Raw genomic sequence first — 24,706 nt, forward strand, 5'->3', positions numbered from 1 at the left:
CGTCTCTCGTTCGCCCGTACTTACCCTTCTTGACGCTTCCCAACCGGGCTCTATGCTTGGGAAAGCCACACGCAGTACTTGTTTAAATAAGCGACCCGGCGCGTCCTGTATGCGCCGCCGGCGCCCATCCGTCCTGCCAGAGCGACGCGCCCCGCAATGCGTAGTCCGCGTCGATTTCGAACAACAACGAAGGAGACGTGATGTTTCACCAACTACTCACTCCAGTCGGCAATTCGCTATTGCTGTCGTTCCTCGTCGCGGCCTTGCCGATCATCGTCGTGTTGCTGTTGCTCGGCTGGGCCCGTCGGCCGGCCTGGCAGGCGTCGCTCGCGGGCCTGATCGTCGGGCTGATCGTGGCGATCTTCGTCTGGCAGTTCCCGGTCGGACTCGCGGCCGCCTCAGTGGCCAACGGCGCGGTGTTTGCGTGCTGGCCCGTCATGTGGATCGTGTTCACCGCGATCCTGCTCTACAACATCTCGCAGCGCTCGGGCCGCTTCGCCGCCTTTCGCATGTGGATGATCGATAACCTGCCGAACGACCGCCGCGTCGTGCTGGTGGTGATCGGCTTTTCTTTCGGCGCGCTATTCGAAGGGATTTCCGGATTCGGCACGCCGGTCGCGATCACCAGTTCGCTGCTGATCCTGCTGGGTTTCCCCACACTCGAAGCACTCACCTTCACGCTGATCTTCAATACGGCGCCGGTCGCGTTCGGCGCGCTCGGTGTCCCGATCACAGTGCTCGGCGCGGTTACTCACCTGCCGGCAGACTCGCTCGCCAAGATGGTCGGACGGCAGTTGCCGTTTTTCGCGTTGCTGCTGCCGTTCTACGTGATCGGCGTTTATGCCGGCTTTCGCAACATGCTGCGCGTCTGGCCGGTGCTGCTGGTGTCGGGTGCAAGCTTCGCGCTGACCCAGTTCATCACGGCGAATTACGTCAACTACAGTCTGACCGACGTGCTGTCGTCGTTGGTTTCGCTGATCCTGACGATCGCGTTCCTGCGCGTATGGAAGCCCGCCGTCGATCCGAAGTTCGCGATCAACATCGATCGCGTGGGCGAGGTGCGCGGCAAGATCAGCGGCGGCCAGGGCTGGTATCCGTGGATCATCGTCTCGGCGGTGGTGATCGTCTGGACCATCGCCAAGATCTTCCTGATCGGCGACGTCAAGGTTCCGTGGCCGGCCCTCGACAAGGCGGTGTACATCACCCTGTACAACACACCGTACGGCGCGATCTGGGACTTCCAGCCGCTGGCCACCGGCACGGCGATTCTGGTCGCCGCCATCATCACGTCGCTCGTGACGGGTCTCGGGATCGGTGAATTTGGCAAGGCCATTGTCGACACCTGGGTCCAGACACGCATCGCGATTCTGACCGTGGCGACCATCGTCGCGCTCGCCTATCTGATGAACTACTCGGGGCTCACCTACACGCTCGGGCTTGGGGCGGCGTCGGTCGGACCGTTCTTCCCGCTGATATCGGCGTTCCTCGGCTGGGTGGCCGTGTTCCTGTCCGGCAGCGACACGTCGGGCAACGCGTTGTTCGGCAACCTGCAGGTGGTAGCGGCCCATCAACTGAACCTGAACCCGATCCTGATGGCGGCGACCAATTCGTCGGGCGGCGTGATGGGCAAGATGATCTCGCCGCAAAACATCTCGACCGGCGTGGCGACGACCGAACTCAAAGGCAAGGAGGGCGTGGTGTTCGCCAAGACCTTCAAGCATTCGATTCTGTTGACGGTCATTCTCGGCGTGCTGGTGTGGGTGCAGCAGAACTTCCTGCAAGGGATGATTCCGCACTGAGGCAGGCATTCGAGCCGCGCGAGGCAGCATGGGTGGTTGCCGCCGCGCGCGGCGGGATCCGTTTGCGGAGCTCGCCGCAGCATCTGCGCGGCCGCAAAATAACTCATGCTCAAAGGGCGCCAACCGCGGCAGGGTTGGCGGCGCCTTCTCTTTCATCCCTCTCTCATCGCAATTTTTCTCACATCAGCGTGAGAATTGCTCGTTTTGCGGCCGGCTCGTTCGCGCTTAGCATCACGATAGCCCGACGCCGGCCTCTCCCCGCATCTTGCTGTTTCACTCCAGCCTGAAACGTTTTGCGCAATCGCGCTGCTACGATGTCCATGCGTCTCGACTCTACCGCGCGCGACGCCACGATAATGAATACCAGAAACCTGCTCCAGTTGCTGATCCTCGCCGCCCTATGGGGCGCATCGTTCCTCTTTATCCGCGTCGGCGTGACTGACTTCGGCGTCGCGCCGCTGATGGCGTTGCGGGTCGGCATCGGCGCGGTCTTCCTCGCCATCGTGCTGGTCGCGCGGCGGCCGCTGCAGCAGTCCGCAACGATCCTGCGCCGTCACGCCTTCCCGCTGTTGGTGGTTGGCATTCTGAATTCGGCGGCGCCGTTCTGCCTGTTCGCGTATGCCGAGCTGACGCTGTCGGCGGGCGTGACGTCCGTGATCAATGCGACGACACCGCTGTGGGGCGCACTCGTCGGCTTTCTATGGCTGCGCGATCGCCTGAGCGCGCTGCGCACCGCCGGGCTCGTGATCGGCTTTCTCGGCGTCCTGATGCTGGTGTGGGATCAGATCGCCGCACCGAACGGCTCGGCCGCCACTCCGCTGAGCACCGCGCTCGCGGCCGCCGCGGCACTCGGCGCCACCCTGCTGTACGGCATCGCCGCCAATTTCACGAAGCGCCACCTGACCGGCGTCGACGCGTTGACCGTCGCGACCGGCACGATGACCGGCGCCACCATCGTGCTGCTGCCGCTCGCCGTCATCTACTGGCCGGCCGCACCGATCTCGCTGCACGCATGGGGCGCGGTCATTGCGCTGGGTGTCGCGTGTACCGGTGTCGCTTACATGCTGTTCTTCCATCTGATCTCGGTGGTCGGGCCGGCACGCACGATTACCGTGACCTTCGTGATTCCGGTGTTCGGCATTCTGTGGGGTACGCTGTTTCTTGGCGAAACCGTGTCGCTGGGCATGCTGGAAGGCTGCGGCGTAATCCTCGTCGGTACCGCGCTCGCCACGGGTGTAATCAAGCGTCTGCCCTGGACCGGAGCGCGCCGCGCCGACACCTGAAAACCGCCTCGCGCGACGCCTGCCCTGGCGTCGCCGCTTTCCCGTCCCGCCCCGTGCCGCGCCGTTCGCCGCCCCGGCAGCCTGGCATCTCATTTCAACGACCCAAAAAAATAGCCCGCACTCCGTTGGAGTGCGGGCGAAACCGTCGCCCTACGAGGATAGGCGACGGGGCCACCGAGGCCGCGCGCCACGCGCGCCGGCCATCATCGGGCTAAGCACCGGTTCGTTCGCCGGTGCTGAAAAGGTCCGGGGCTCGCTGTTTCGCAACTCGCCGCTGACTCACGTCATTCATGTCGAATGTTACGAATCCGGCCCCATGAGTCTTTAAGAGCAGATTGCGTGCCAGTTACGCAGTTTCACGAGAAATCGCCCGCAATCTATTGATTATTATTGTTAATTTTTGCGCCGAAAGGGATGGGAAAGGATTGGCGGGAGGGGTTTTGCGAGTTACGTCACCGGGGTAACGTCACGTTACATGCGGCCGCACAGTGGCGGCCGCGCGAGCCCGCTTCATACGTTTGAAGCGGGCCGACCATCACGGCGCCGGCCATTTCGTGCGATGCGACGCCCTATGCCTGACCCGCAGACCCATTGGCCGCCGCGTCTCGCGCGGCGCCAGCGCGGCCCCGCACACAAGCGCCAGGATGAGCAGGCTCGCTGCCCACATCCAGTAAGGAATCACGTCGAACATAGCCATCTCCCCGTTGAGCGCCGGTTCATACCGGTGTTTCAGACAAGAAGCAAAACACGTGCGCGTCATCAGGGCGTCTGAACGGCTTGCGGGACAAGAGGCTGCGCGGTCATAAAAAAACCCGCCCGGGCTACGCACCGGGCGGGTTTTCTGACAGCGTTCGCTGCTTGCTACGAATCGGTCAGTGCAACTGGTCGACCATCAGGCTCATGATCTGCTTGGCCTGCGGACTTTCATCGATCGCGCCCTTGCTGTCGACCACGGCCACGCGGGTCTGGTCAGGCGTTACCGCGCGGACGTTCACGAGATACTGCTTGGCGACCTTTTCCTTCTTGCCGTGGAACACCTGGCTCCAGAAGCCCTGTTCCGCCGAGCTCAGATCCTTCGGATCGACGTAGCGCACGAAGTACAAACCGCGGCTTGCATCGCGATCGTCAACCGTGAAGTTGCTGCGGTCGAGCGCAAGGCCCACACGCAGCCACGCACGGTCATACGGCTCGCCGAGCGTCAGCTCGGTGGACGAGAACTGTGCCGACGTGTTGTTGCCCGAGTCGTCCGGCATTGGCTGTTGTGCCGACAACGCGACGTTCTGCGCCGCATTGGCCGCAGCCGCCGACTTCGCACCAGCCGTAGCCGCGTTCGGCGCAGCTTGCGCCCCCGCCGGCGAGAGATCGGCGCTTTGCGTATCGGCCGGCTTCGCACGCGAATCGGCCAGCGCCAGCGCCGCCATCAGCCGTTTCAGATATTCCTGTTCGAGCCCTGGATCGTTCGGCTTGGCTTCCCACTTGGTCGAATCGTTGTTAGTGCCGGTGATCGCCTCGCGCATGCCCTTCTGGCTGATGAACACATAGGTGCCGCCGTTCGGCGCTGCTTCGAGACGCGTACGGTACTTGTTGCGCTCGGAACTCACATAGCTGTTGCCCATTGCCTTGGACAGCGTGTTGCGGATCAGGCCGTCGTTGATCTGCGCGTGGGTTTCGTTCCAGTCCGTTTCCATCACGCCTTTGTCGCGCTGGTCGACCACCAGCAGGAAGCCTTGTTCCTGCCAGAAACGGCGGATTTGCGCCCAGGCCTGGTCGGGCGCCTTGTTGTCGATCACGAGCCAGCTTTCGGTGCCGTCACGCTGGATGTGCATGCCCTTCACCGGCGGCACGACCGTCAGGGTGTTGGCAGCGGGGGCTTGCGCCTGGACCTGCTTGAGCGTGGACAGCGAGGTTTCGCCGCCTTGCGGGGGCAACGAACGCTGATCGGACGTCTCATCGATCATGTTCGGCGGTACGGCAAGTGACACTTGCTTCGACTTGGAGTCGCTTTTGTAGTCGATTTTGGTCGGCGACGAGGTGCCGCAGCCGGCGACCAGACCGCCTGCCATCAGCATTACTGCAAACCGCTTGGTAAGACGAAGATCAGTCATGTTCGAGGAATCCTTCCGCTACGCCACGGCAAGTTTCCGTGGATCAACCCAACATTTTACCGATCCCGGCGAGACATGTGCAAAAACCGGGGTTTGCTCACGAAATAGGCAGCACGCCGCCGGCACATCCCACCTCGCGGCGAACGGCCCGGATACCGGTGGATCGCTGCGCGGCGCAAGCCTGCGGCTAACGAAAATCGCCCCACCGGGCGGTGGCGACCCACCCCTCCAGGCGCGAATTTAACAGTTCACAACACTTCTCAAGCACTTGTAGGAAGTGCCCTACTTTATTGTCAGACCTTTGTTTTAAAAGACACTTTTCGCGCTTTTCACATCCTATTTTTGAGATCAACCGCCGCGCCGCATCGTGCTTCTGATAACGATCAGGAAACCTGAGTGTTATCTTGAATTGGACATCTCAATAAGACTTGAACGGTCCCAGTGTTTCGGGCTCTCCAATAGCGAGGCAGGTTGCCATGCGAATTCCCTGTTTTTCACCGGCCTTCGCCATTCGCACCGTGATGGCTGCCCTGCTGTGTTTCGGCACAGGCGCGCGCGCCGAATTGGGCGGCACGATGCCCATCCCGACGGACTCGACCGGTGCCGCGCCGCAAACCTTGCTGAACGGCGCCTTACGCCTGCGCACGCTGACCGATGCGGGCAATACCACCATCAACGAGTACGCCACCAGTACTGGCCAGATCATCGCCTACACGTGGCAAGGCCCGACCATGCCGGATCTGCGCGCGTTGCTGGGGCCGTACGCCGGCTCCTACCGCACGGGCGCCGCCGGGTTGGCGCCGGACGGCAATCTGCACGCGTCGCGGGTGGTGCGCCCCGACGTGATCGTGGAATCCGGCGGTCCGATGCGTGGCTATGTGGGTCGCGCGTGGCTGCCGGCGGCCTTGCCGCCCGGCGTCGCCGCCAGCGATTTGCGCTGAGTTTGCGCCGCATCGCACGCAATCAAGAAAACGCTTCGACGATTCGACTGCCGGAAAATCATGAATACCTCTTCTCATCTCCACGCCCTGCTGCTCCTCAGCGCGGCGCTCGCCGGTTGCGGCGGTGGCGGCGGCAGCAGCAGTACCGACTCGTCACAGGCAGGGGCAGCCAGCCCGGCCAGCAGCCCGGCCGCCGCCCCGTCAGGCGCCTCGTCAGGCGCCAGTGCACCGTCCGCGGCGCCCAATGCCGGCACGGGCACGAACGTGCCGCAGTCGAACACGCCAAACGTTCAGCCGATCGCAGTCACTACGGCGCCGGGTCTGACGCGCAATATGCTGACGACCAGCGTCACCGTCTGCCAGCCCGGCACCAGCAACTGCGCGACGATCGACAATATTCAGGTCGACACCGGCTCGCAGGGCTTGCGGATCCTCGCCTCCGCACTGCCGGCCAGCCTCCCGCTCGCAGCGCTGAGTTCGGGCGGCGGCTTGAGCGGTGAGTGCGCGGTATTCGGCGGCGGCTATGCGTGGGGCTCGGTGCGCAGCGCGGACGTGCGCATGGCCGGTCAACTGGCCGCCTCGATTCCGATCCAGTTGATCGCCGACCCCGCGCTGCCCACGGTGCCCAGCGGCTGCGCCGGTTCCGGCCCGTCGATGCTGAGCGTCGCGAGCCTGCGCGCCAACGGTATTCTCGGCGTCGGCCTATTTGCGGCCGACTGCGGCAGCGGCTGCGTCAATACCGCTTTGCCCCGGTGGTATTACAGCTGCGACAGCAGTGGCGCCTGCGTCGCGACTACGCAAGCGCTCGCGCAACAGGTCACCAATCCAGTGAGCCAATTCCCGCTCGACAACAACGGCGTGGTGATCGACCTGCCGGCAATCGCCGACGCGGGCGCGGCCAACGTATCGGGTTCGATGATTTTCGGCATCGGCACCCAGGCGAACAACACGCTCGGCGGTGCAAGTGTGCTCACGGCCAATCCGCAGACGGGTTACGTAGCGACCAGCAGCGCCGGACAGACGTATGCGCTGAGCTACATCGACAGCGGCTCGAACGCACTCTTCTTGCGCAATACCCAGTTGCCGCAGTGCGGCTACTGGTATTGCCCGGGCTCGACGCAAACCGCAAGCGCCTCGATCATGGGTACCGATGGCGCGTCACATACCGTGTCGTTTGCGATCGGCAATTCGAGGGCGCTGTTTGCATCCGCGAATAACGCGTTCAACAATCTGGCTGGAATCGCCAGCAATAGCTTCGGCTGGGGGCTGCCGTTCTTTTTTGGACGGCGGGTCTATACGGCGATCGCGTCGCGCGCCACCTCGGCCGGCCCGGGTCCGTATTACGCGTTCTGAGTGCTTGATATCAAATCGGATTTTCGCGCGCGGAAAATTCCGCAATCATCATCCACGACTTAATTGATACGCCCCGACTGCAATAATCATCGTTTCTGGCTAACGCCATCTCAATATCGTTAGTCCTGCATAGCTAATATTAGTCAAACGATGGAAACCACTTTTTCACTCGACCATTTCGAGCAACTCGTCTACACGCAACAGCATGTTCAGGCCTCGCTCCAGCTCGTCACCCTGCTCGCACGCCTCCAGCAAACGCGCGGCGAGCTGGATGAAAGTTTCCAGGCCTCGGGTCTGATCGACCTGTCTCCCGAAGAGCAACGTCAACGTTTCTGCACGCGTCTGACGAGCGCGGTGTCAACGCTGTTCGCCGACCCGGACTTTCAGTTGCCACCCGCGTGCTTTAAATTACTGCTCACGCTGCACGAATGGATTGGCCTGCTGTTCTCGGCCACCGCGTCAGGCAATGCGGACCACGTCGCCCGTTACCTGAATCCTCGTGGCCCGGCGAACGCCCAGTTTCTGCCGGGCGACAGCTTCATTGAGAAGCTATGCGTGCTCTATTCGACCGAGTCCGAACTGGAACTCGACTTTGCCGCCCTCTGGGCCTACGACAAAACCCTCGCGGCCTCACTCGCGCTCGTTTTATTGGCGCCGGTCTCCAAGGGCACCCCGAGCGCGCATCTGAAGCGCGAGGCGCTGCTGGAGTGGCTGCCGGGCAAACTGCAGCAAATCGACGACCTCGACGACCTGCCCTCCGCCGTGCTGCACAACGCCTATATGTTCTGCAGCTATGCCGATACGCCGCGGCGCCATGCGATCAAACAGGACATCAATGTGCTGGTGCGCCGCAAGCTCGCGCAACTCGGCCTCACCGACCTGCCCAAGCTGCCCGCACCGAAACGCACGCCCGCCAAGGGCAAATCGCGGCGCGGCAGGAAGCCCGTGATGCTAGTCATGCTCGAGTGGTTCACCGGCGCGCATTCGATCTACCGCACGCACTCGCGTACGCTCGAAGCCGCGCGCGAACATTTCGAGGTGGTGGGCTTCGGCTTCGATTACGCTGTCGACGAAGCGGGACGGAAAATCTTCGACCGCTTCATCGAACTGAAGGAGCCGGAATACATCGGCGAATGCCTGAAGACGATTCGCGACTTTGCCGAGGCCGAACAACCGGACGTGCTGTATATGCCGAGCGTCGGCATGTTCGTGCTGACGGTATTCATGTCCAATCTGCGCATTGCGCCATTGCAGATCGCCGCGCTCGGCCATCCGGCCACCACGCACTCCGACAAGATCGACTACATCAGCGTCGAAGAGGATTATGTCGGCGACCCTGCCTGCTTCAGCGAACAGTTGATGAAGCTGCCTAAAGACGGACAGCCGTATCGGCCGTCCGTCGCGCTGCCGGACATCGTCGCGCGGATTCCGCCGTCGCGCGAGACACTGCAAGTCGTTGTCACGGCCAGCGCGATGAAGCTCAATCCCGGCTTTCTCGACGCGTGCCGTGAGATCGGTACGCGCGCCGTGACGCCCGTCGAGTTTCACTTCATGACGGGCGTGCCCTCAGGTCTGCAGTTCCATCATCTGCGCAACGTCGTCGTGCGAGCGGTGCCAGGTGCCGTCGTACATGACTTTCATGGCTACGCTGAATATCTGGCGCGCGTCAATCAATCCGACCTGTTCCTCAGCCCGTTTCCGTTCGGCAACACCAACGGTATCGTCGATGCTTTGACGCTCGGCTTACCGGGCGTATGCAAACGCGGGCCCGAGGTATTCGAGCAGATCGACGGCGCGCTGTTCGAGCGCGTGGGCATGCCGTCGTGGACCGTCACGGACAGCGTCGAGGCTTACATCGCCACGGCCGTGCGCATGATCGACCAGCACGACGAGCGCACTGCATTGCGGCAGCGCCTGATCGATACACACGCCGTACAGCGCTGCTTTGAAGGGCGGCCGCAGGCATTCGGCGAAAGTGTGCTGAAACTGCTGGACAAAACGAAAGCCGCCTCATGAATGGGGCGGCTTGACGGTTGGCCGGGGGCTTGACGGTTGGCCGGGGGCTTGAGGGTTGGCGGGGGGCTTGACGGTTGGCCGGAGCTTGAGGGTTGGCCCAGAGGATGGCCTGAGGGACGCATCGACACTCGTCCGGCGCCAGCGGAATCGGAATCGGACCTTACGCGTTGTGCACAGCATGAAGTACCCGGACCGGCCGGACCGCAATTGCCTTGTTACTCGGTGGCTTCGCTGGCCGGATCAGGCGGCGAGGCCAGCTTTGCCGGCGCCAACCAGCTGAACAAGGCCAGTGTCGAGCCGTGGAACGTGCATTCGGCGGCCGCGGCCGTGGTGGTCTTTTTCGGCTTCACCGGCTTCACCGAGGTCACGACGGCGCTCGAAGCGGCCATAGCGTCCGAAGCCACGCCAGCCATCGCGCTCGACGCAGCCACAGCGCCTGAGGCCGCGGAAACCACCGAAACGGCGGACGCCCCGTGCGCACCGGAGGCCGGACGCGGCGCCTTCGCCGCCTGTGCGGCGGAAGCGGCCGCCGAAGCCGCAACCTCGGAGGCCGTCACCACATGCTCGATCGATCCTTCGACAACCACCCGCGAACCATCGATGCCGACGCCCTTGTGGCTGACCTTGAGTGTATCCGGCGACGATTCAGCCAGCTTGCTTCGCATCAACTGCTCGCATGCATCCGAGTTCTTGTAGACGGCCGTGCAGGCCGCCAGCAAAGCGGCAGCGGTCGTCATGCAAGCGATAGAGATAATCCGAATCTTCATTGATGTTCCGTTTTTCAAGCCGTCGGCAATTGTAGCTTACGGGCTGACGGGCCGGCATTCCTCCAGCCATGAAAACGGCTCAGGCGCGACACGGCACAGTACGCAGACGCATCGAGCCCAAGACGCACACATCGCGCCGGACAAAGAGACGGCTTGACCACAACGCCCGGCATCGGCATCGTGTTGACCGGCCCCGTGCCCGCGGCGCGCTGTTGTTTTCGCTGTTTCTCCGGCTGAAGCTGCTTCGCGGGTGCAGATCCGTTTTTCCACCGTGATTGACCCGCTTCCCTTTCCCGCATGCTCAGCCTTGCCCTGCTCTCGGTGGCGGCCTATGCCGCCACCAATATCGACAACCTTTTCGTGCTGCTCGCTTTCCTTGCGGAAGCAGGCGGCCAGCGGCGACGCGTGATCACCGGCCAGTTCGCCGGTTCGCTCGCCCTGATTGCGGGGGCGATGCTGTTTGCCGCGCTGCTGGAACGGTTACCCACCGGCTACGTCGGCCTGCTCGGCATCTTGCCGATCGGCGTGGGAGTGAGCAAAGCCTGGACGCGCTTTCGGCCCGGCAACGCGGATCGCGAGATCGAGGCGCGCACCGTCGCGCGCACGAATGCACCGGCCAGACCGACTACTTCGACCAAGGCAGCTTCGTCCGGCGCCGGCTCGTCATGGTGGACCGTGGCTTGCGTCGCGCTCGCCAACGGCTCTGACAATGTCGCCGTCTATGTGCCGTTGTACGCAAGTCATTCGCATAGCGAGGGCATGTTCATCTCGCTGATCTTCGTCGTCATGATCGGCATCTGGTGCGCGGGCGCGGTCTGGCTGGTGGAGCATCCACTGCTGGGCGCGCCGATCCGGCGCTACGGTACCGCATTGCTGCCGCTGATCCTGCTGATGATCGGCGTCTCTGTGATCGTGGAAAACGATACGTTGCGGATTGTGTTCGGAATCTGAACCGGGCGTGGGGCGGGTGTGGAACAGGCGTGGGGCGGGCGATGCGGTCGCGGCAAATAGCGTCAGCGCATATCGTTATGCCGATTGGCGATTTCTTTCCGGGCGGATCGCACCCGATAATGAGCCCATGAACCTCTACCCCACGCCCCAGGCTCGCACACTGCGCGCCACACTCGCAACCCTGAGCGCAGCGCTATTGCTGGCCGCCTGCGCCGCCCCGGCCACGTCGAACTCTTCCACGGCGGCCGATTCCGCCGCGCTCGATGCGGCAATCTCCGGGCCACAGCGCAGCGACAGGAACCGTGCGCGCGATATCTACCGCCATCCGAAAGAAACGCTGCAATTCTTCGAAGTGGCGTCGTCGCAAACCGTACTGGAGATCGCGCCGGGCGGAGGCTGGTACACGGAAATACTCGCGCCCTATTTGCACGACCACGGCAAACTGTACGAAGCCCAATACGACAGCCCGGACGCCGCATCGGCGGCCGAAGAACAGGCCGGCCGGGCCTTTTTCGCCCAAAAGTTGGCGAACGCGCCCGCCATCTACGGCAATGTGGTGGTCGGCACGCTGCGCGCCGGCCAGTTCAGTGGTTTTCCGGCCAATGGCAGCGTCGACGAGGTGCTGACGTTCCGCAATATCCACAACTGGATCAAGGACGGCGAGATCGACGCGAACCTGCGCGCCTTCTACACGGCACTTAAACCGGGCGGCATTCTCGGTGTCGAAGAACATCGCGCGGCGCCGGGCACCTCCCTGCAACAGACCATCGACAGCGGCTATGTGACCGAAGCCTATGTCATCGAGCACGCCCGCGCGGCAGGGTTCGAACTGGCCGCCCAAAGCGAGGTGAACAGCAATCCGCGCGACACGAAAAATTATCCGAATGGCGTATGGTCGCTGCCGCCCACGTATAAAGGCCATGACGTCGACCGGGCGAAATATGCAGCGATCGGCGAATCGGACCGCATGACCTTGCGTTTCGTGAAGCCCAGGTGACGGGCTTGCCGCGCTCGGGTTTCAGAGCGGCCCCGGCTCCATAAGCCCCTCCGGCCGGCCCACGCCTAGGCGCGCTCCGCTTGACGCGATCTCAATAGTATGTTCTTATTGCCCACTATGTACCGCGCCCAGACCACCCTATCGCTACTACTAGCCCGCTCTACCGGGCTAGGTCTGCTGCTGCGCGCTTCCATCTGAAACACCCGAAGCACCGCTCAATTCCCCAGTAACTGACCCAGCCCCGGTTTCCGACCGGCGGCCATGCTTTTGTCTGTTCGTCGTCCGGTCGACACCCAGGTTGATCGATCCCAAGGATGATGAAAATGTTGAAAAACCCTGCTACCAAATATCGCTCGTTCAAGCCCATCAACTTGACGGACCGCCAGTGGCCGTCGCGCAGCATTACGCGTGCGCCGATCTGGATGAGTACCGATCTGCGTGACGGCAATCAGGCGCTGTTCGAGCCGATGAACGCGCAACGCAAGATGCGCATGTTCAAGACGCTGGTGCAGATCGGCTTCAAGCAAATCGAAGTCGCGTTTCCGTCTGCGTCGCAAACCGACTTCAATTTCGTCCGCGAGTTGATCGAAGGCGGTCATATCCCCGACGACGTTACGATCGAAGTATTGACGCAAGCCCGCGACGACCTGATCGAACGCACCTTCGAATCCTTGCGCGGTGTACCGCGCGCCATCGTCCATCTGTACAACGCCACCGCGCCCGAATTCCGCCGTATCGTATTCGGCCTCGACAAGAGCGGCGTGAAAGAACTCGCACAGAATGCGGCGCGCACCATGAAGCGTCTCGCCGATGCCGCGCCGGAAACCCACTTCACGCTGCAATACAGTCCGGAAGTGTTCAGCGGCACCGAACTCGAATTCGCCAAGGAAGTGTGCGACGCGGTGTTCGATATCTGGCAGCCGACGCCCGACCACAAAGCGATCGTCAACCTGCCCGCTACCGTGGAAATGGCGACGCCGAATGTCTACGCCGACCAGATCGAATGGATGCACCGCAATCTTGCGCGTCGCGATTCGTTGATCGTTTCGGTGCATCCGCATAACGATCGGGGTACCGCGGTGGCTGCCGCGGAGCTGGCTGTGATGGCTGGAGCGGATCGGATCGAAGGCTGTTTGTTCGGCAACGGCGAGCGCACCGGCAATGTCGATCTCGTGACGCTGGCGTTGAATCTCTACACGCAGGGCATCGATCCTGAACTCGACTTTTCGAATATCAATGAAGTCGCGCGTACCGCCGAGGAATGCACGCAGTTGCCGGTGCATCCGCGTCATCCGTATGTCGGCGATCTCGTGTTCACCGCGTTCTCCGGTTCGCATCAGGATGCGATCAAGAAGGGTTTTGCTGTGCAGAAAGCGGATGCGATGTGGGAAGTGCCGTATATGCCGATCGATCCGAGCGATCTCGGTCGCACCTATGATTCGGTGATTCGCGTGAATAGTCAGTCCGGTAAGGGCGGGATTGCCTACTTGCTCGAGCAGAGCTATGGGGTGGTGCTGCCGCGGCGCTTGCAGGTCGATTTTAGCTCTGCTGTGCAGCGGTTTACCGATGATAGCGGTCAGGAAGTTACACCCTCGCAGATCTGGGAATTGTTCCAGCAGGAGTATGTGCGTAGTTCTGCGCCGATTCACTATGTTGGGCATAGTCTGTCTGAGCACGATGGGCGGGAGCATATCAAGCTCACCGTCGAGATCAATGGCTCGCGGCGCGTGCTGAATGGCGAAGGGAATGGGCCGCTTGATGCGTTGATGCACGCGATTGGTGTGCCTGTGCGGATTCAGCACTATGAGGAGCGGGCTTTGACTCAGGGTGCCGATGCTCGTGCTGTGGCTGTCGCAGAGATGGCGGGGGCTGATGTGGTTGGGAGTGCTTTTGGAGTTGGCATCGATGCCAACCTTGTGACGGCTTCGATTCGGGCTGTGATTAGTGGGGTTAATCGGGCTTATGTGAGGGCTGGTGCTGAGGCACAAGGGCGGTTTTTTGATGTTGCGTTGAGGGATGATGTGGAGCGGGTGGTGGTTTGATTTATCGGTTCTGGCCTTTGGTGTTTAGCCTTTGGCCTTTCCTTGCTTTGTTCGTGGTCTATTAGTGTTGCCCCTGTGCGGGGCGGCACCTACTTTTCTTTGCCTACCGCAAAGAAAAGTAGGCAAAAGAAAGCGGCTTTACACCGCTAGCTCATAAGCGGGTCCCCCGCACAGCCGCGGTAGTGGTGCATCTGGAATCTGTCTCCTCGCACATTCCACCTCAGTGACAAAGCAGTCATACCTCCCGACTCGCACTGCGCGCTCGCCGGAAAGGTCTGCCAGCAAACCGGTCGTTGCCGGTTTCGTGCTGTCGTATTTTTTGGGGCGCTTCGGCGCCCCGCTTATTTTTTACCGGTGGCTGATTCGGGCGTTCTCGTTCTGGTTTTGCCCCCCCGTCAGCCTCCCTGCGCTGTCCATTCGTCCGGCAAGCTGTGCGTCAGCGTCGACACAAAACGCTCCGTCTCCCGTTCGCCCGGCCGCATGAATATGTCCCTCGACGGACCCGCTTCTACCACCACACCATTGCTCAGAAACACCACGTCTCGCGCAATCGTCGCGGCAAGCCGCAGGTCATGCGTCGCCATCAACATCGTCATGCCTTCTGTGGCCAGTTGCTTCAGAACATCCACCACCTCCGCTGCGAGGCCAGGGTCGAGCGCCGATGTCGGCTCGTCGCACAACAATACCTCCGGTGAGGGTGCCAGCGCGCGTGCAATGGCGACCCGCTGTTGCTGCCCACCGGACAGCGTCGAAGGCCATGCGTCCGCCTTTTGCGCAATGCCAACTTTCTCGAGCAATTCGTCCGCCCGTAAGCGCGCCCTCTGCTCGTCCCACTTCAGTACGGTCAGCAAACCCTCCATCACGTTCTGCCGGACCGTCAGATGCGGAAACAATTGGAAATTCTGGAACACCATGCCAGTGCGGCGGCGAATCGTTAGCACCGTCTCCCGCGATGGCTTGTGGTCCCGGCTGAATTCAAGGCGCTGGTCGCCCAGCTCAAGTGATCCGGACTCCGGAATCTCCAGTAGATTCACGCAGCGCAACAACGTACTCTTGCCGCTGCCGGACGGCCCGATCAGCGCAGTCACATTGCCCGGCTCAAGTTGCAGGTTCACTGAACTCAGTACGCGGTTCTCGCCGAAGTACTTGTCGATGTTCTCCAGTCGAATCATCAGTTGCTCGCCTGAAAAAGTGCGTGTCGGCCGAACTTCCGCTCGAGCCGCACTTGCGCCGACGACAACACCGAACTGAACACGAGATACACCAGTGCCGCTTCGGTGTACAGAATCAACGGCTCATACGTTACCGAGGCAATCCGCTGCGCCGCCTGAAACACCTCGGGCACAGTCAGCACCGCGGCAAGCGAAGTGTCCTTCACCAACGCAATGAACGAGTTCGACAACGGCGGCAACGCAACCCGCGCCGCCTGCGGCAGGATCGCCCGGCGCAGCGCCTGCTCCCGCGTCATCCCCATCGAATATGCCGCTTCCCACTGCCCCTTCGGAATCGACTCGATCACGCCGCGAATGACCTCCGAGTTATACGCGCCGACATTCAGCGAGAAACCGATGATCGCCGCCGTCAATGGGTCAAGCACAATGCCCACGTTCGGCAGTCCGTAGAAAATCACGAACAGTTGCACCAGTAACGGCGAGCCTCGGAACAGCCACACGTAAAAGCGCACGCACGCTATCGCCCAGCGCGGTCCAAATAACCTGACTAACGCGACGGTGAACGCGAGGACGATTCCAATCGCAAACGATGCCAGCGTGAGCGGCACGGTAAAGACCAGCCCCGCATACAGCAGGGGCCACAGCGACTGCGCCATCAGATGCAACCATGCCGGCATGATTCAGACTCGCGGGTAGCGCTTATTGGGAAACGTCTTTACCGAAGTACTTCTCCGAGATCTTCAGGTACGTGCCGTCTTTCCTCATATCGGCAAGCGCCTTATTGATCGCCGCCTGCAAATCAGGACTGCCCTTGCGGATCAGCACCGCGGACTTGTCGCTGCTGTCCGCCGACGTATCGAGCGCGGCGATCTTCACCTTCGCGTCCGGCTTGTGCTTCTTGAAGTCGAGGAACGACAGCGAATCGTTGACGGTCGCGTCGACGCGGCCCGACGTCAACAGGTCGATCGATTCGTTGAAGCCCTGCACGGGAATCACATCCGCGCCGTGCGCGGCCGCGATCTTGCCGAAGTTGCTGGTCAACGTATTCGCCGACTTCTTGCCCTTCAGATCGTCAAACGTCTTGATCGTGGTGTTGTCCGAACGCACGATCAGCGCCGCGTGCGAAGTGATGTACGGGTCCGAGAAATCGTATTTGGCTTTGCGCGCGTCGGTGATCGCAACCTCGTTGATCACCGCATCGTAGCGGTTCACGTCGAGGCCGGCGATCAGGCCGTCCCACTTGCCTTCGACGAATTGCGGCTTGACGCCCAGGCGTTGTGCGATCGCCGTGCCGATCTCGACGTCGAAACCCGTGAGCTTGCCGGATTCATCGTGGTACGTGAACGGCGCGTAAGTGCCTTCGGTGCCGATCTTGAACACGCCCGCGGACTTGATCTGCGCGAGCTCGTCAGCAGCGAATGCCGGGCTCAGGGCTACCGCTTGCAGCAGTGCGATCAGCAGAATGGAACGAATCGACTTCATCAGGTGGCTCCGTAAAGTGTGCTACGTCGTTTGCATGGTTTGGTGTGCGGCATTCCGCCGGCGTCCAGGCCGGACAGAGTGGGCGGACTGTAGCAAACGGTCCGCGTTTTTACAAAGGATCAGGTTTCCGATCAATATGCGCGTGCGTGCTAAGCGAACAGCCAGAACATCTCATGCAACGTCGAATTCGGCTTTACAGCAGATATTGAAGACGCGGCATGCATCGCACCACGGAACACGTGCCGCACGCCATCGGGGAAAACGCGGGAGGGGTGTCGCCGCGGCGAACGCGCGGCGTCGAAAAGGGTCGGTCCGGGCGGCTCCGGCAAGCCGCCCATGAGATTGCAAACGGCTTACCGTTCCACCGGATGCGGCTCCTTGCGCTTGTTGGCCACCCGGATCGCATCGAAATAAGCCGGATTCGGCGGGCGCTTCAGATAACGCCCGGCGCCACGCACGGCCCGCAACTCGCCATCGGTCCATGCCAGCGCGCCACGCGTGAGCGTGTGCATCGCCACGCCCTGCACCGTCATTCCTTCGAACACGTTGAAGTCGACCTTCTGATGATGCGTCTTCACCGAGATCGTTTTGCTGGCCGCCGGGTCCCACACGACCAGGTCGGCATCCGCGCCCACCTGCACCGCACCCTTGCGCGGATACAGGTTGAAGATCTGCGCGGCATTGGTCGACGTGATGCGCACGAACTCATTCGGCGTGAGACGCCCCGAATTCACCCCGTGATGCCACAGCACGGCCATGCGATCTTCAACGCCGCCGCAGCCGTTCGGGATCTTTGTGAAGTCATCGCGCCCCATCGCCTTCTGCGACGCACAGAACACGCAGTGATCGGTCGCGGTGGTGTGCAACTGCCCTGCCTGCAGCCCCCGCCACAGCGATTCGCGATGCTCCGCGGAACGGAACGGCGGGCTCATGACATGCGCTGCGGCTCGGGTCCAGTCGGGATCGCGATACACGGCTTCGTCGATCACCAGATGGCCCGGCAGCACTTCGCCGAACACGCGAAGGCCTTCGCTGCGGGCGCGCGCAATCGCGTCGACCGCATCTTTCGAGGAGACATGGACGATGTAGACTGGTACGCCCAGCACCTGGGCGATGCGTATCGCGCGGTTGGCAGCCTCGCCCTCGACTTCCGGCGGCCGTGACAGCGGATGCGCCTCCGGGCCCGTAAAGCCTTTTGCCAGCAACTGACGCTGCAACTGAAACACCAGTTCGCCGTTTTCCGCATGCACGGTAGGCAGCGCGCCGAGTTCGAGCGAACGTGAAAAGCTGTTCACCAGCACTTCGTCGTCGGCCATGATCGCGTTCTTGTAGGCCATGAAGTGCTTGAAACTCGACACGCCATGTTCGTGCACCAGGGTGCCCATGTCGCGATAGACCGAATCGTCCCACCATGTCACCGCGACGTGAAAACCGTAATCCGCCGAAGCCTTCTCAGCCCAGCCGCGCCATTCCTTGAACGCCTCCATCAACGGCTGCTTCGGACTCGGGATCACGAAGTCGATGATGCTGGTCGTGCCGCCCGATAAACCCGCGGCCGTACCGGTATAGAAATCGTCGCTGGCCGTGGTGCCCATGAACGGCAATTCCATGTGCGTATGCGGATCGATGCCGCCGGGCATCACATACTGCCCACCCGCATCGACGATCGTGGCGCCGGCCGGCGCTGCCAGGTCCGCTCCGATCTGCAGGATCGTGCCGCCATCCTGCGGGTCCGCACACAACACGTCCGCACGATACGTGTCGTCCGCGTCGATAATCGTGCCGCCGCGAATCAGGGTCGTCATGTTGCCGCCTCCTTATGAACTGCTGGTTTCGGTGCTACGTATTACCTATTTCGTCTGCTGCGCGCCTGGTTCATGCGCATGCATTCAAGCATTCGTCCACTCACGCACTCGCCACGCGCGCGCTCGGCCCCTTGCTCAGCTTCATCCATGCGCTGTATACGATCGACGCCAACGCGAGCCCGACAAACCAGGCATAGGTATAGAGCGTATTGAAAACGGCCGGAACGTTCGGGAACGATGCCGGAAACGCGGTATGCAAAAAGCCGGGCAGATTGGGCAGCACGCCGATCACAAGCGCCACCACCGCACCGATATTCCAGCCGCCGGTGTAGCTGTACTCCCCGTGCTCGTCGAACAGTTCACGCGCGTTCAGGCGCGTGCCGCGAATCAGGAAATAGTCAACCATCAGAATGCCCGCCACCGGACCGAGCAACGCCGAGTAGCCGACCAGCCAGGTGAAGATATAGCCCTGCGTGGTGGCGAGAATCTTCCACGGCATCATCACGATGGCGATGGTCGCGGTAATCATGCCGCCGACGCGGTATGAAATACCCTTGGGCCACAGGCTCGAAAAGTCATAAGCCGGGCCGACGAGATTCGCCGCCAGATTGCAGCACATCGTATCGAGCGTCAGGATAATCAGTGCAAGGCCGACGCCGATGCCGGTCATCCGGCTCGTCAGGTCGATCGGGTCCCAGATCGCCTTGCCGTAGATCACCACCGTCGCCGAGGTCACCACCACGGAGATCACCGAGAGCAGCGCCATCGGAATCGGCAAGCCGATTGACTGGCCAATCACCTGATCGCGCTGCGTCCTGGCAAAGCGGGTGAAGTCGGGAATGTTCAGCGCCAGCGTGGCCCAGAAACCGACCATCGCAGTGAGACCAGGCCAGAAAGTCACCCAGAACATGCCCTCCTTCTTGCCGCCGGGCACGAACTGCGACGGCGCCGACAGCATCGAGCCGAGTCCGCCTGCCTTCGAGGTCGCCCACCACACCAGCGCGATACACATCACGATCTTGATCGGCGCGGACCAGCTTTCGAGCCAGCGGATCGAATCGGTGCCGTGAATGATGAAGTAGATCTGCAGTGCCCAGAACACCAGGAAACACGCGAGTTGCGCGAGCGAGATGTCGAGAAACGGCAAGGCCGCGCCGTGCAGCGCGTTGCCGGTCAGAATGTTCAACAGCGTGTAGATCGCGCTGCCGCCAAGCCATGTCTGAATGCCGTACCAGCCGCACGCGACGATCGCCCGCAGCATCGCCGGCAATTTCGCGCCTTGCGTGCCGAACGAGGAGCGCACCAGCACCGCGTAGGGAATGCCGTGCTTCGCGCCTGCATGCCCGATCAGCAACATCGGCACCAGTACGATCAGATTGCCGAGCAGCACGGTCGCCACCGCCTGCCACGGTGACATGCCTTCCTCCGTCAAACCGGCCGCAAGCATGTATGACGCGATGTTCATCACCATCCCGACCCAGAGCGCGGCAAAGTGATACCACCGCCACGTACGCTGCGCGATGCCGGTGGGCGCGAGGTCGTCGTTATAAAGACTGCTGCCCTGCGCGCCGGCCGCAAACTGCGGATCGACGGGTTGCGCTGTCTGCTTCATCGAAAGATCTCCACTGATCGTTGAGGCCCGCGCGGCTTCTGATGGCGCGTCGGGCCTTGGGAAAACACCAGGTTCAGTACAAGCGCTGCGTTTCCTTTCTTACAGATAGCCCATGTTTCAGGCTGCCTTTGCGGCATGAGCGTGCTCGACCGCTTCAGCCGCATCCGACGTGTCGCCTGCTCCAGCATTGACCCGCGCAGGGTTGTTCGGATGCGTGGTCCAGTTCGCGTACTCGCCGCTGTCCACCCGCTCCATCGTGATGCACTGCTCGACCGGGCACACATGCATGCACAGATTGCAGCCGACACATTCGGAGTCCATCACTTCAAAATGCCGAACGCCATCTTTTTCTTTCATGATCGCCTGGTGAGCCGTGTCCTCGCAGGCGATATGGCAAAGGCCGCACTGGATGCACTTGTCCTGATCGATGCGCGCCTTGATGTCGTATTTGAGGTTCAGGTATTGCCAGTCGGTGACGTTCGGTACCGCACGGCCGCGAATGTCGTCGAGCGTCGCGTAACCTTTCTCGTCCATCCAGTTCGAGAGGCCATCCGCGAGATCGGAGACGATGCGAAATCCGTAATGCATCGCCGCGGTGCAAACTTGCACGCTGCCCGCGCCGAGCACCATGAATTCGGCCGCATCGCGCCACGTCGAAATACCGCCGATGCCGGAGATCGGCAGATTCGGCGTTTCCACGTCGCGTGCGATTTCTGCCACCATATTCAGCGCGATCGGTTTGACCGCCGGTCCGCAGTAGCCGCCGTGCGTGCCTTTGCCGTCGACCATCGGCAACGGCGACATAGCATCGAGATCCACCGCGACAATCGAGTTGATCGTGTTGATCAGGGACACGCCGTCCGCGCCGCCTTTATAGGCCGCCCGCGAACCGAGGCGGATGTCGCTGATATTCGGCGTGAGTTTGACGAGGCACGGCAGCTTCGAGCCTTCTTTCACCCAGCGCGTAACCATTTCGATGTACTCGGGCACCTGGCCCACCGCTGCCCCCATACCCCGCTCGCTCATGCCGTGCGGGCAGCCGAAGTTTAATTCCACCGCATCGGCGCCGGTATCTTCGACGAGCGGCAAGATCCACTTCCAGTCGCGTTCGTTGCACGGCACCATCAGTGAAACGATCATCGCTCGCTCGGGCCAGTCGCGTTTGACCTGCGCGATTTCCTTGAGGTTGACGTCGAGTGGACGGTCGGTAATCAGTTCGATGTTGTTCAGGCCCGCGATGCGCTGGCCGTTCCATTGCACGGCGCCGTAGCGCGAGCTGACGTTCACCACATGCGGGTCGAGGCCCAACGTTTTCCATACCACCCCGCCCCAGCCCGCCTCGAACGCGCGGTTCACGTTATAGGCTTTATCGGTCGGCGGCGCGGAGGCGAGCCAGAAAGGATTCGGCGACGTAATGCCGGCAATCGTACAGCGCAGATCGGCCATGTTCGGCTCCTTGGGGGACTGCTGTTTTATCTTGTGTGAAGCGTGGCTAAGGCAGGTTTATGCCGCCTTACGCGGCTTTGACGGCCGTGCGGGCGAACTCGGCGTCAATCGCGGCCGCAGCGGTTTTGCCGTCCTGCACCGCTTGCACCGTCAGATCGATCCCACCCGTTGCCGCGCAATCGCCGCCCGCCCACACGCCGCGCAACGAGGTTTGTCCGTTTGCGTCGACGGCAATGCGGCTGCCGTCGAGCGTCAGCAGCTCGCGCGCGATACCGACGGGCACGAGGGTCTGCCCAATTGCCTTGAGCACCATATCGGCTTCGACTACGAAGCGTTCATGATCGCCATCGCCTGACGTACGTTCAAATTCGACGCCGGTAACTACACCGCCGTCTCCGATCAAACGCACGGGCGTCGCGTGCGTGACCAGCGTGACGCCGCTGGTCTGCGCGAAGTCGCGTTCCGCCCACGTCGCGCTCATCGACTCGACGCCGCGCCGATACACCATCGTCACCGAACTCGCGCCGAGCTTGCGGCTTTGCACGGCGGCATCCACGGCCGTATTGCCGCCGCCGATCACAACGACCCGGCGGCCCACCGGCACCGTGCCGAGGTCGTTCGCGGTGCGTACCTGCTCGATGAAATCCACCGCGTTCATCACGCCGCTCAGGTCTTCGCCTTCCATTGCCAACGCGCGCACACCCGTCAGACCAATCGCGAGGAAGACCGCGTCATGCTGCTTGCGCAGCGTGTCGAGATCCACGTCGCGTCCAAGCGTTACGCCATGCCGGATCTCGATGCCGCCGATCGAGCACAGCCACGCCACTTCGCGCTGAGCGAAATCGTCGACGGTTTTGTAAGCGGCGATGCCGTATTCGTTCAGGCCGCCCGCTTTCTCGCGCGCGTCATAGATGGTCACGTTATGGCCGGCCAACGCGAGCCGATGCGCACACGCGAGGCCGGCAGGTCCCGCACCGACCACCGCGACATGCCGTCCTGTTTCGGCCGCGCGTTTGAATAGCACTTCACCGCGCGCCATCGCCCAATCGGTCGCATGCCGTTGCAGCGCGCCGATCGCCACCGGCTTCGCATCCTGGTGGTTGCGCACGCAAGCGCCCTCGCACAGGATCTCGGTCGGGCAAACGCGCGCGCACATGCCGCCTAACGGATTGGCCGACAGAATGTCGACGGCTGCGCCCTTCAGATTGCCGTTGCCGATCTTGCGAATGAAACTGGGAATATCGATTTGAGTCGGACACGCGTTCACACAGGGCGCGTCGTAGCAATAATGGCAGCGGCTCGCCGCCGCAGCCGCCGCACTTGCGTCGAGCAGCGGCGCGATGTCCGAGAACTCGCACGAGAGTTGATCGGCCGATAGACGGTGAGCTGCAATATCGCCGGTTTGCTTGATGGCCATACACGTTCCTTCTTCGATGTGAGGACGTAGCCGGTCCTGCCGGCTGCGCTGAAGCGGAGCCGGGACGGCTTGTTTTATGGGCACTACGGTGAGGCTACCGCTAAAGCGTTATGAAACCGGCTCGCACGCTCGTTCCAGCATCGCGTGCAGCAACACGTTGGCGCCCGCCTCGATCCATTCGAAGGTGGCGTCTTCGATCTCGTTGTGACTGATCCCGTCGACGCAGGGCACGAACACCATCGAGGTGGGTGCGACTTGCGACAGATAGCAGGCGTCGTGACCCGCCCCGGACACCATGTTGCGATGCGGGTAGCCGAAGCGTTCGGCCGCGGCCCGCACGGACTTCACGCAGGCTTCATCGAAAGCCACTGGCGCGTAATAAAAGATCTGTTCGAGTTCGGTTTGAAGACCAATCGCGCCAGCGATATCCGCCACGCCTTGACGCAACGCGGCATCCATCTTCGCGAGCACGGCATCGTCCGGATGACGAAAATCGACCGTGAAGAACACACGACCGGGAATCACATTGCGCGAGTTCGGATAGACCTGCATCATGCCGACCGTCGCGCAACCGAACGGCGCGTTATCCAGCCCGATGCGATTGACCAGATCGACCACGCGCGCGGCGCCAAGCAAAGCATCGCGACGGCGCGGCATAGGCGTGGGACCTGCGTGGGCCTCTTGCCCCGTCAGCGTGATTTCGTACCAGCGCTGACCTTGCGCGTCGGTCACCACGCCAATGGTTTTTTGCTCGGCTTCGAGAATCGGCCCTTGCTCGATGTGCAATTCGAACGCGGCGTGCAAGGGGCGGCCGCCACACGGAAGATCGCCGGCATAGCCGATCCGCTTGAGTTCCTCGCCGATGGTCTTGCCGTCCACGTCCTTGCGCGAGAGACCGTACTCCAGCGTGAAGACGCCGGCGAATACACCGGAGGCCACCATAGCAGGCGCGAAACGCGAGCCCTCTTCGTTAGTCCAGATCACCACTTCAATGGGATGTTCCGTCTCGATGCCATGATCGTTCAGACTGCGAATTACTTCGAGTCCGCCGAGCACACCGTAGATTCCGTCGAAGCGGCCGCCAGTCGGCTGCGAGTCCGCGTGCGAACCCGTCATGACCGGCAACGCAGCGGGATTGCGGCCGGCGCGGCGCATGAACACATTGCCCATCTGATCGACACTGATCGTGCAGCCGGCTTCCTTCGCCCAGCTCACGATCAGATCACGTCCCTGTTTGTCGAGATCGGTCAGCGCCAGCCGGCAGACGCCGCCTTTGGGCGTCGCGCCGATCTTCGCCATCGTCATCAGGCTGTCCCACAACCGCTTGCCGTCGACCTTGATCGACGTAGTGGGTTCTGCGCTCTTCAGCGCTTCGGATACCGCGTTCATTCGTCTCGCTCCTTTCGGTGAACCGACATGAAACTGGTGCAGGGGCGGCGGGTTTTGGGGCATGGCCGCACGGCGGCGGTGCACGTTTGATGCCTTCGATCGCCCCCTGTTCAGAGGGCAAACCCTGGG

Annotated in this window: 18 protein-coding genes; 8 read left to right on the plus strand and 10 right to left on the minus strand. The window is 62.0% G+C overall.

The window, feature by feature from the left end; all coding sequences use genetic code 11:
- Positions 1 to 200: 200 nt before the first annotated feature.
- Together HWX91_RS40175 and HWX91_RS40180 are read left to right on the plus strand one after the other, a co-directional pair.
- The gene (locus HWX91_RS40175) at positions 201 to 1,799 is read left to right on the plus strand and encodes an L-lactate permease (protein WP_028200374.1); all 1,599 of its coding nucleotides are present in this window, start codon (positions 201 to 203) and stop codon (positions 1,797 to 1,799) included.
- A gap of 356 nt (positions 1,800 to 2,155) precedes the next feature.
- Complete coding sequence (locus HWX91_RS40180; RefSeq protein ID WP_042277340.1) at positions 2,156 to 3,082, plus strand: DMT family transporter; 927 nt, start codon at positions 2,156 to 2,158, stop codon at positions 3,080 to 3,082.
- A gap of 872 nt (positions 3,083 to 3,954) precedes the next feature.
- Here the strand turns inward: HWX91_RS40180 and bamC are convergent.
- Positions 3,955 to 5,187: an outer membrane protein assembly factor BamC gene (bamC, locus tag HWX91_RS40185; RefSeq protein WP_028200376.1), complete on the minus strand. Its 1,233-nt coding sequence runs from the start codon at positions 5,185 to 5,187 to the stop codon at positions 3,955 to 3,957.
- A gap of 476 nt (positions 5,188 to 5,663) precedes the next feature.
- On the opposite strand from bamC, the gene HWX91_RS40190 reads away from it, so the two are divergent.
- The 3 genes from HWX91_RS40190 to HWX91_RS40200 all read left to right on the plus strand — a co-directional run bounded on the left by HWX91_RS40190 (position 5,664) and on the right by HWX91_RS40200 (position 9,497).
- The gene (locus HWX91_RS40190; protein WP_028200377.1) at positions 5,664 to 6,128 is read left to right on the plus strand and encodes a DUF2844 domain-containing protein; all 465 of its coding nucleotides are present in this window, start codon (positions 5,664 to 5,666) and stop codon (positions 6,126 to 6,128) included.
- A 60-nt stretch (positions 6,129 to 6,188) separates the two neighbouring features.
- Positions 6,189 to 7,481: a DUF3443 domain-containing protein gene (locus HWX91_RS40195; RefSeq protein WP_028200378.1), complete on the plus strand. Its 1,293-nt coding sequence runs from the start codon at positions 6,189 to 6,191 to the stop codon at positions 7,479 to 7,481.
- A 150-nt stretch (positions 7,482 to 7,631) separates the two neighbouring features.
- Positions 7,632 to 9,497, plus strand: a complete 1,866-nt coding sequence (locus HWX91_RS40200; RefSeq protein ID WP_042277333.1) for a glycosyl transferase family 1 — start codon at positions 7,632 to 7,634, stop codon at positions 9,495 to 9,497.
- Between the two features lie 215 nt (positions 9,498 to 9,712).
- Here HWX91_RS40200 and HWX91_RS40205 read toward each other — a convergent pair whose 3' ends face one another.
- Positions 9,713 to 10,264 carry a hypothetical protein gene (locus tag HWX91_RS40205; protein WP_028200380.1) on the minus strand — a complete coding sequence of 184 codons (552 nt, stop codon included), beginning with the start codon at positions 10,262 to 10,264 and terminating at the stop codon, positions 9,713 to 9,715.
- A gap of 297 nt (positions 10,265 to 10,561) precedes the next feature.
- Between HWX91_RS40205 and HWX91_RS40210 the strand changes: the two genes are divergently transcribed.
- From HWX91_RS40210 to leuA, 3 genes are all read left to right on the plus strand, one after another.
- Positions 10,562 to 11,215 (plus strand): cadmium resistance transporter, encoded by a 654-nt coding sequence (locus HWX91_RS40210; protein WP_028200381.1) that lies wholly within the window; start codon positions 10,562 to 10,564, stop codon positions 11,213 to 11,215.
- Positions 11,216 to 11,342: 127 nt separating this feature from the next.
- On the plus strand, positions 11,343 to 12,212 hold the full coding sequence (locus tag HWX91_RS40215; RefSeq protein ID WP_028200382.1) for a class I SAM-dependent methyltransferase: 870 nt from the start codon (positions 11,343 to 11,345) through the stop codon (positions 12,210 to 12,212).
- Positions 12,213 to 12,535: 323 nt separating this feature from the next.
- Entirely contained in the window at positions 12,536 to 14,254 is a 1,719-nt protein-coding gene (leuA, locus tag HWX91_RS40220; RefSeq protein ID WP_028200383.1) for a 2-isopropylmalate synthase, read from the plus strand.
- A gap of 395 nt (positions 14,255 to 14,649) precedes the next feature.
- On the opposite strand, the gene HWX91_RS40225 is transcribed toward leuA, so the two are convergent.
- The 8 genes from HWX91_RS40225 to HWX91_RS40260 all read right to left on the minus strand — a co-directional run bounded on the left by HWX91_RS40225 (position 14,650) and on the right by HWX91_RS40260 (position 24,577).
- Positions 14,650 to 15,426: an amino acid ABC transporter ATP-binding protein gene (locus HWX91_RS40225; protein WP_028200384.1), complete on the minus strand. Its 777-nt coding sequence runs from the start codon at positions 15,424 to 15,426 to the stop codon at positions 14,650 to 14,652.
- Positions 15,426 to 16,103, minus strand: coding sequence for an amino acid ABC transporter permease (locus HWX91_RS40230; RefSeq protein WP_028200385.1), 678 nt, complete (start codon positions 16,101 to 16,103; stop codon positions 15,426 to 15,428). Before HWX91_RS40230 ends, HWX91_RS40225 begins: the two co-directional genes overlap by 1 nt.
- A gap of 22 nt (positions 16,104 to 16,125) precedes the next feature.
- Positions 16,126 to 16,908, minus strand: a complete 783-nt coding sequence (locus HWX91_RS40235) for an amino acid ABC transporter substrate-binding protein (protein WP_028200386.1) — start codon at positions 16,906 to 16,908, stop codon at positions 16,126 to 16,128.
- A 353-nt stretch (positions 16,909 to 17,261) separates the two neighbouring features.
- Positions 17,262 to 18,713, minus strand: a complete 1,452-nt coding sequence (hydA, locus tag HWX91_RS40240) for a dihydropyrimidinase (RefSeq protein WP_028200387.1) — start codon at positions 18,711 to 18,713, stop codon at positions 17,262 to 17,264.
- Between the two features lie 100 nt (positions 18,714 to 18,813).
- Positions 18,814 to 20,325, minus strand: a complete 1,512-nt coding sequence (locus HWX91_RS40245; protein ID WP_028200388.1) for an NCS1 family nucleobase:cation symporter-1 — start codon at positions 20,323 to 20,325, stop codon at positions 18,814 to 18,816.
- A gap of 117 nt (positions 20,326 to 20,442) precedes the next feature.
- Complete coding sequence (gene preA, locus HWX91_RS40250; protein WP_028200389.1) at positions 20,443 to 21,771, minus strand: NAD-dependent dihydropyrimidine dehydrogenase subunit PreA; 1,329 nt, start codon at positions 21,769 to 21,771, stop codon at positions 20,443 to 20,445.
- A gap of 67 nt (positions 21,772 to 21,838) precedes the next feature.
- Complete coding sequence (locus HWX91_RS40255; protein ID WP_028200390.1) at positions 21,839 to 23,188, minus strand: NAD(P)-dependent oxidoreductase; 1,350 nt, start codon at positions 23,186 to 23,188, stop codon at positions 21,839 to 21,841.
- Between the two features lie 108 nt (positions 23,189 to 23,296).
- A complete protein-coding gene (locus tag HWX91_RS40260; RefSeq protein ID WP_028200391.1) occupies positions 23,297 to 24,577 on the minus strand; it encodes a Zn-dependent hydrolase in 1,281 nt (426 codons plus the stop codon).
- Between the last annotated feature and the right edge of the window lie 129 nt (positions 24,578 to 24,706).

The sequence above is a fragment of the Paraburkholderia fungorum genome (assembly GCF_902833645.1).
In the GTDB taxonomy this organism is placed as follows: Bacteria; Pseudomonadota; Gammaproteobacteria; order Burkholderiales; family Burkholderiaceae; genus Paraburkholderia; species Paraburkholderia fungorum.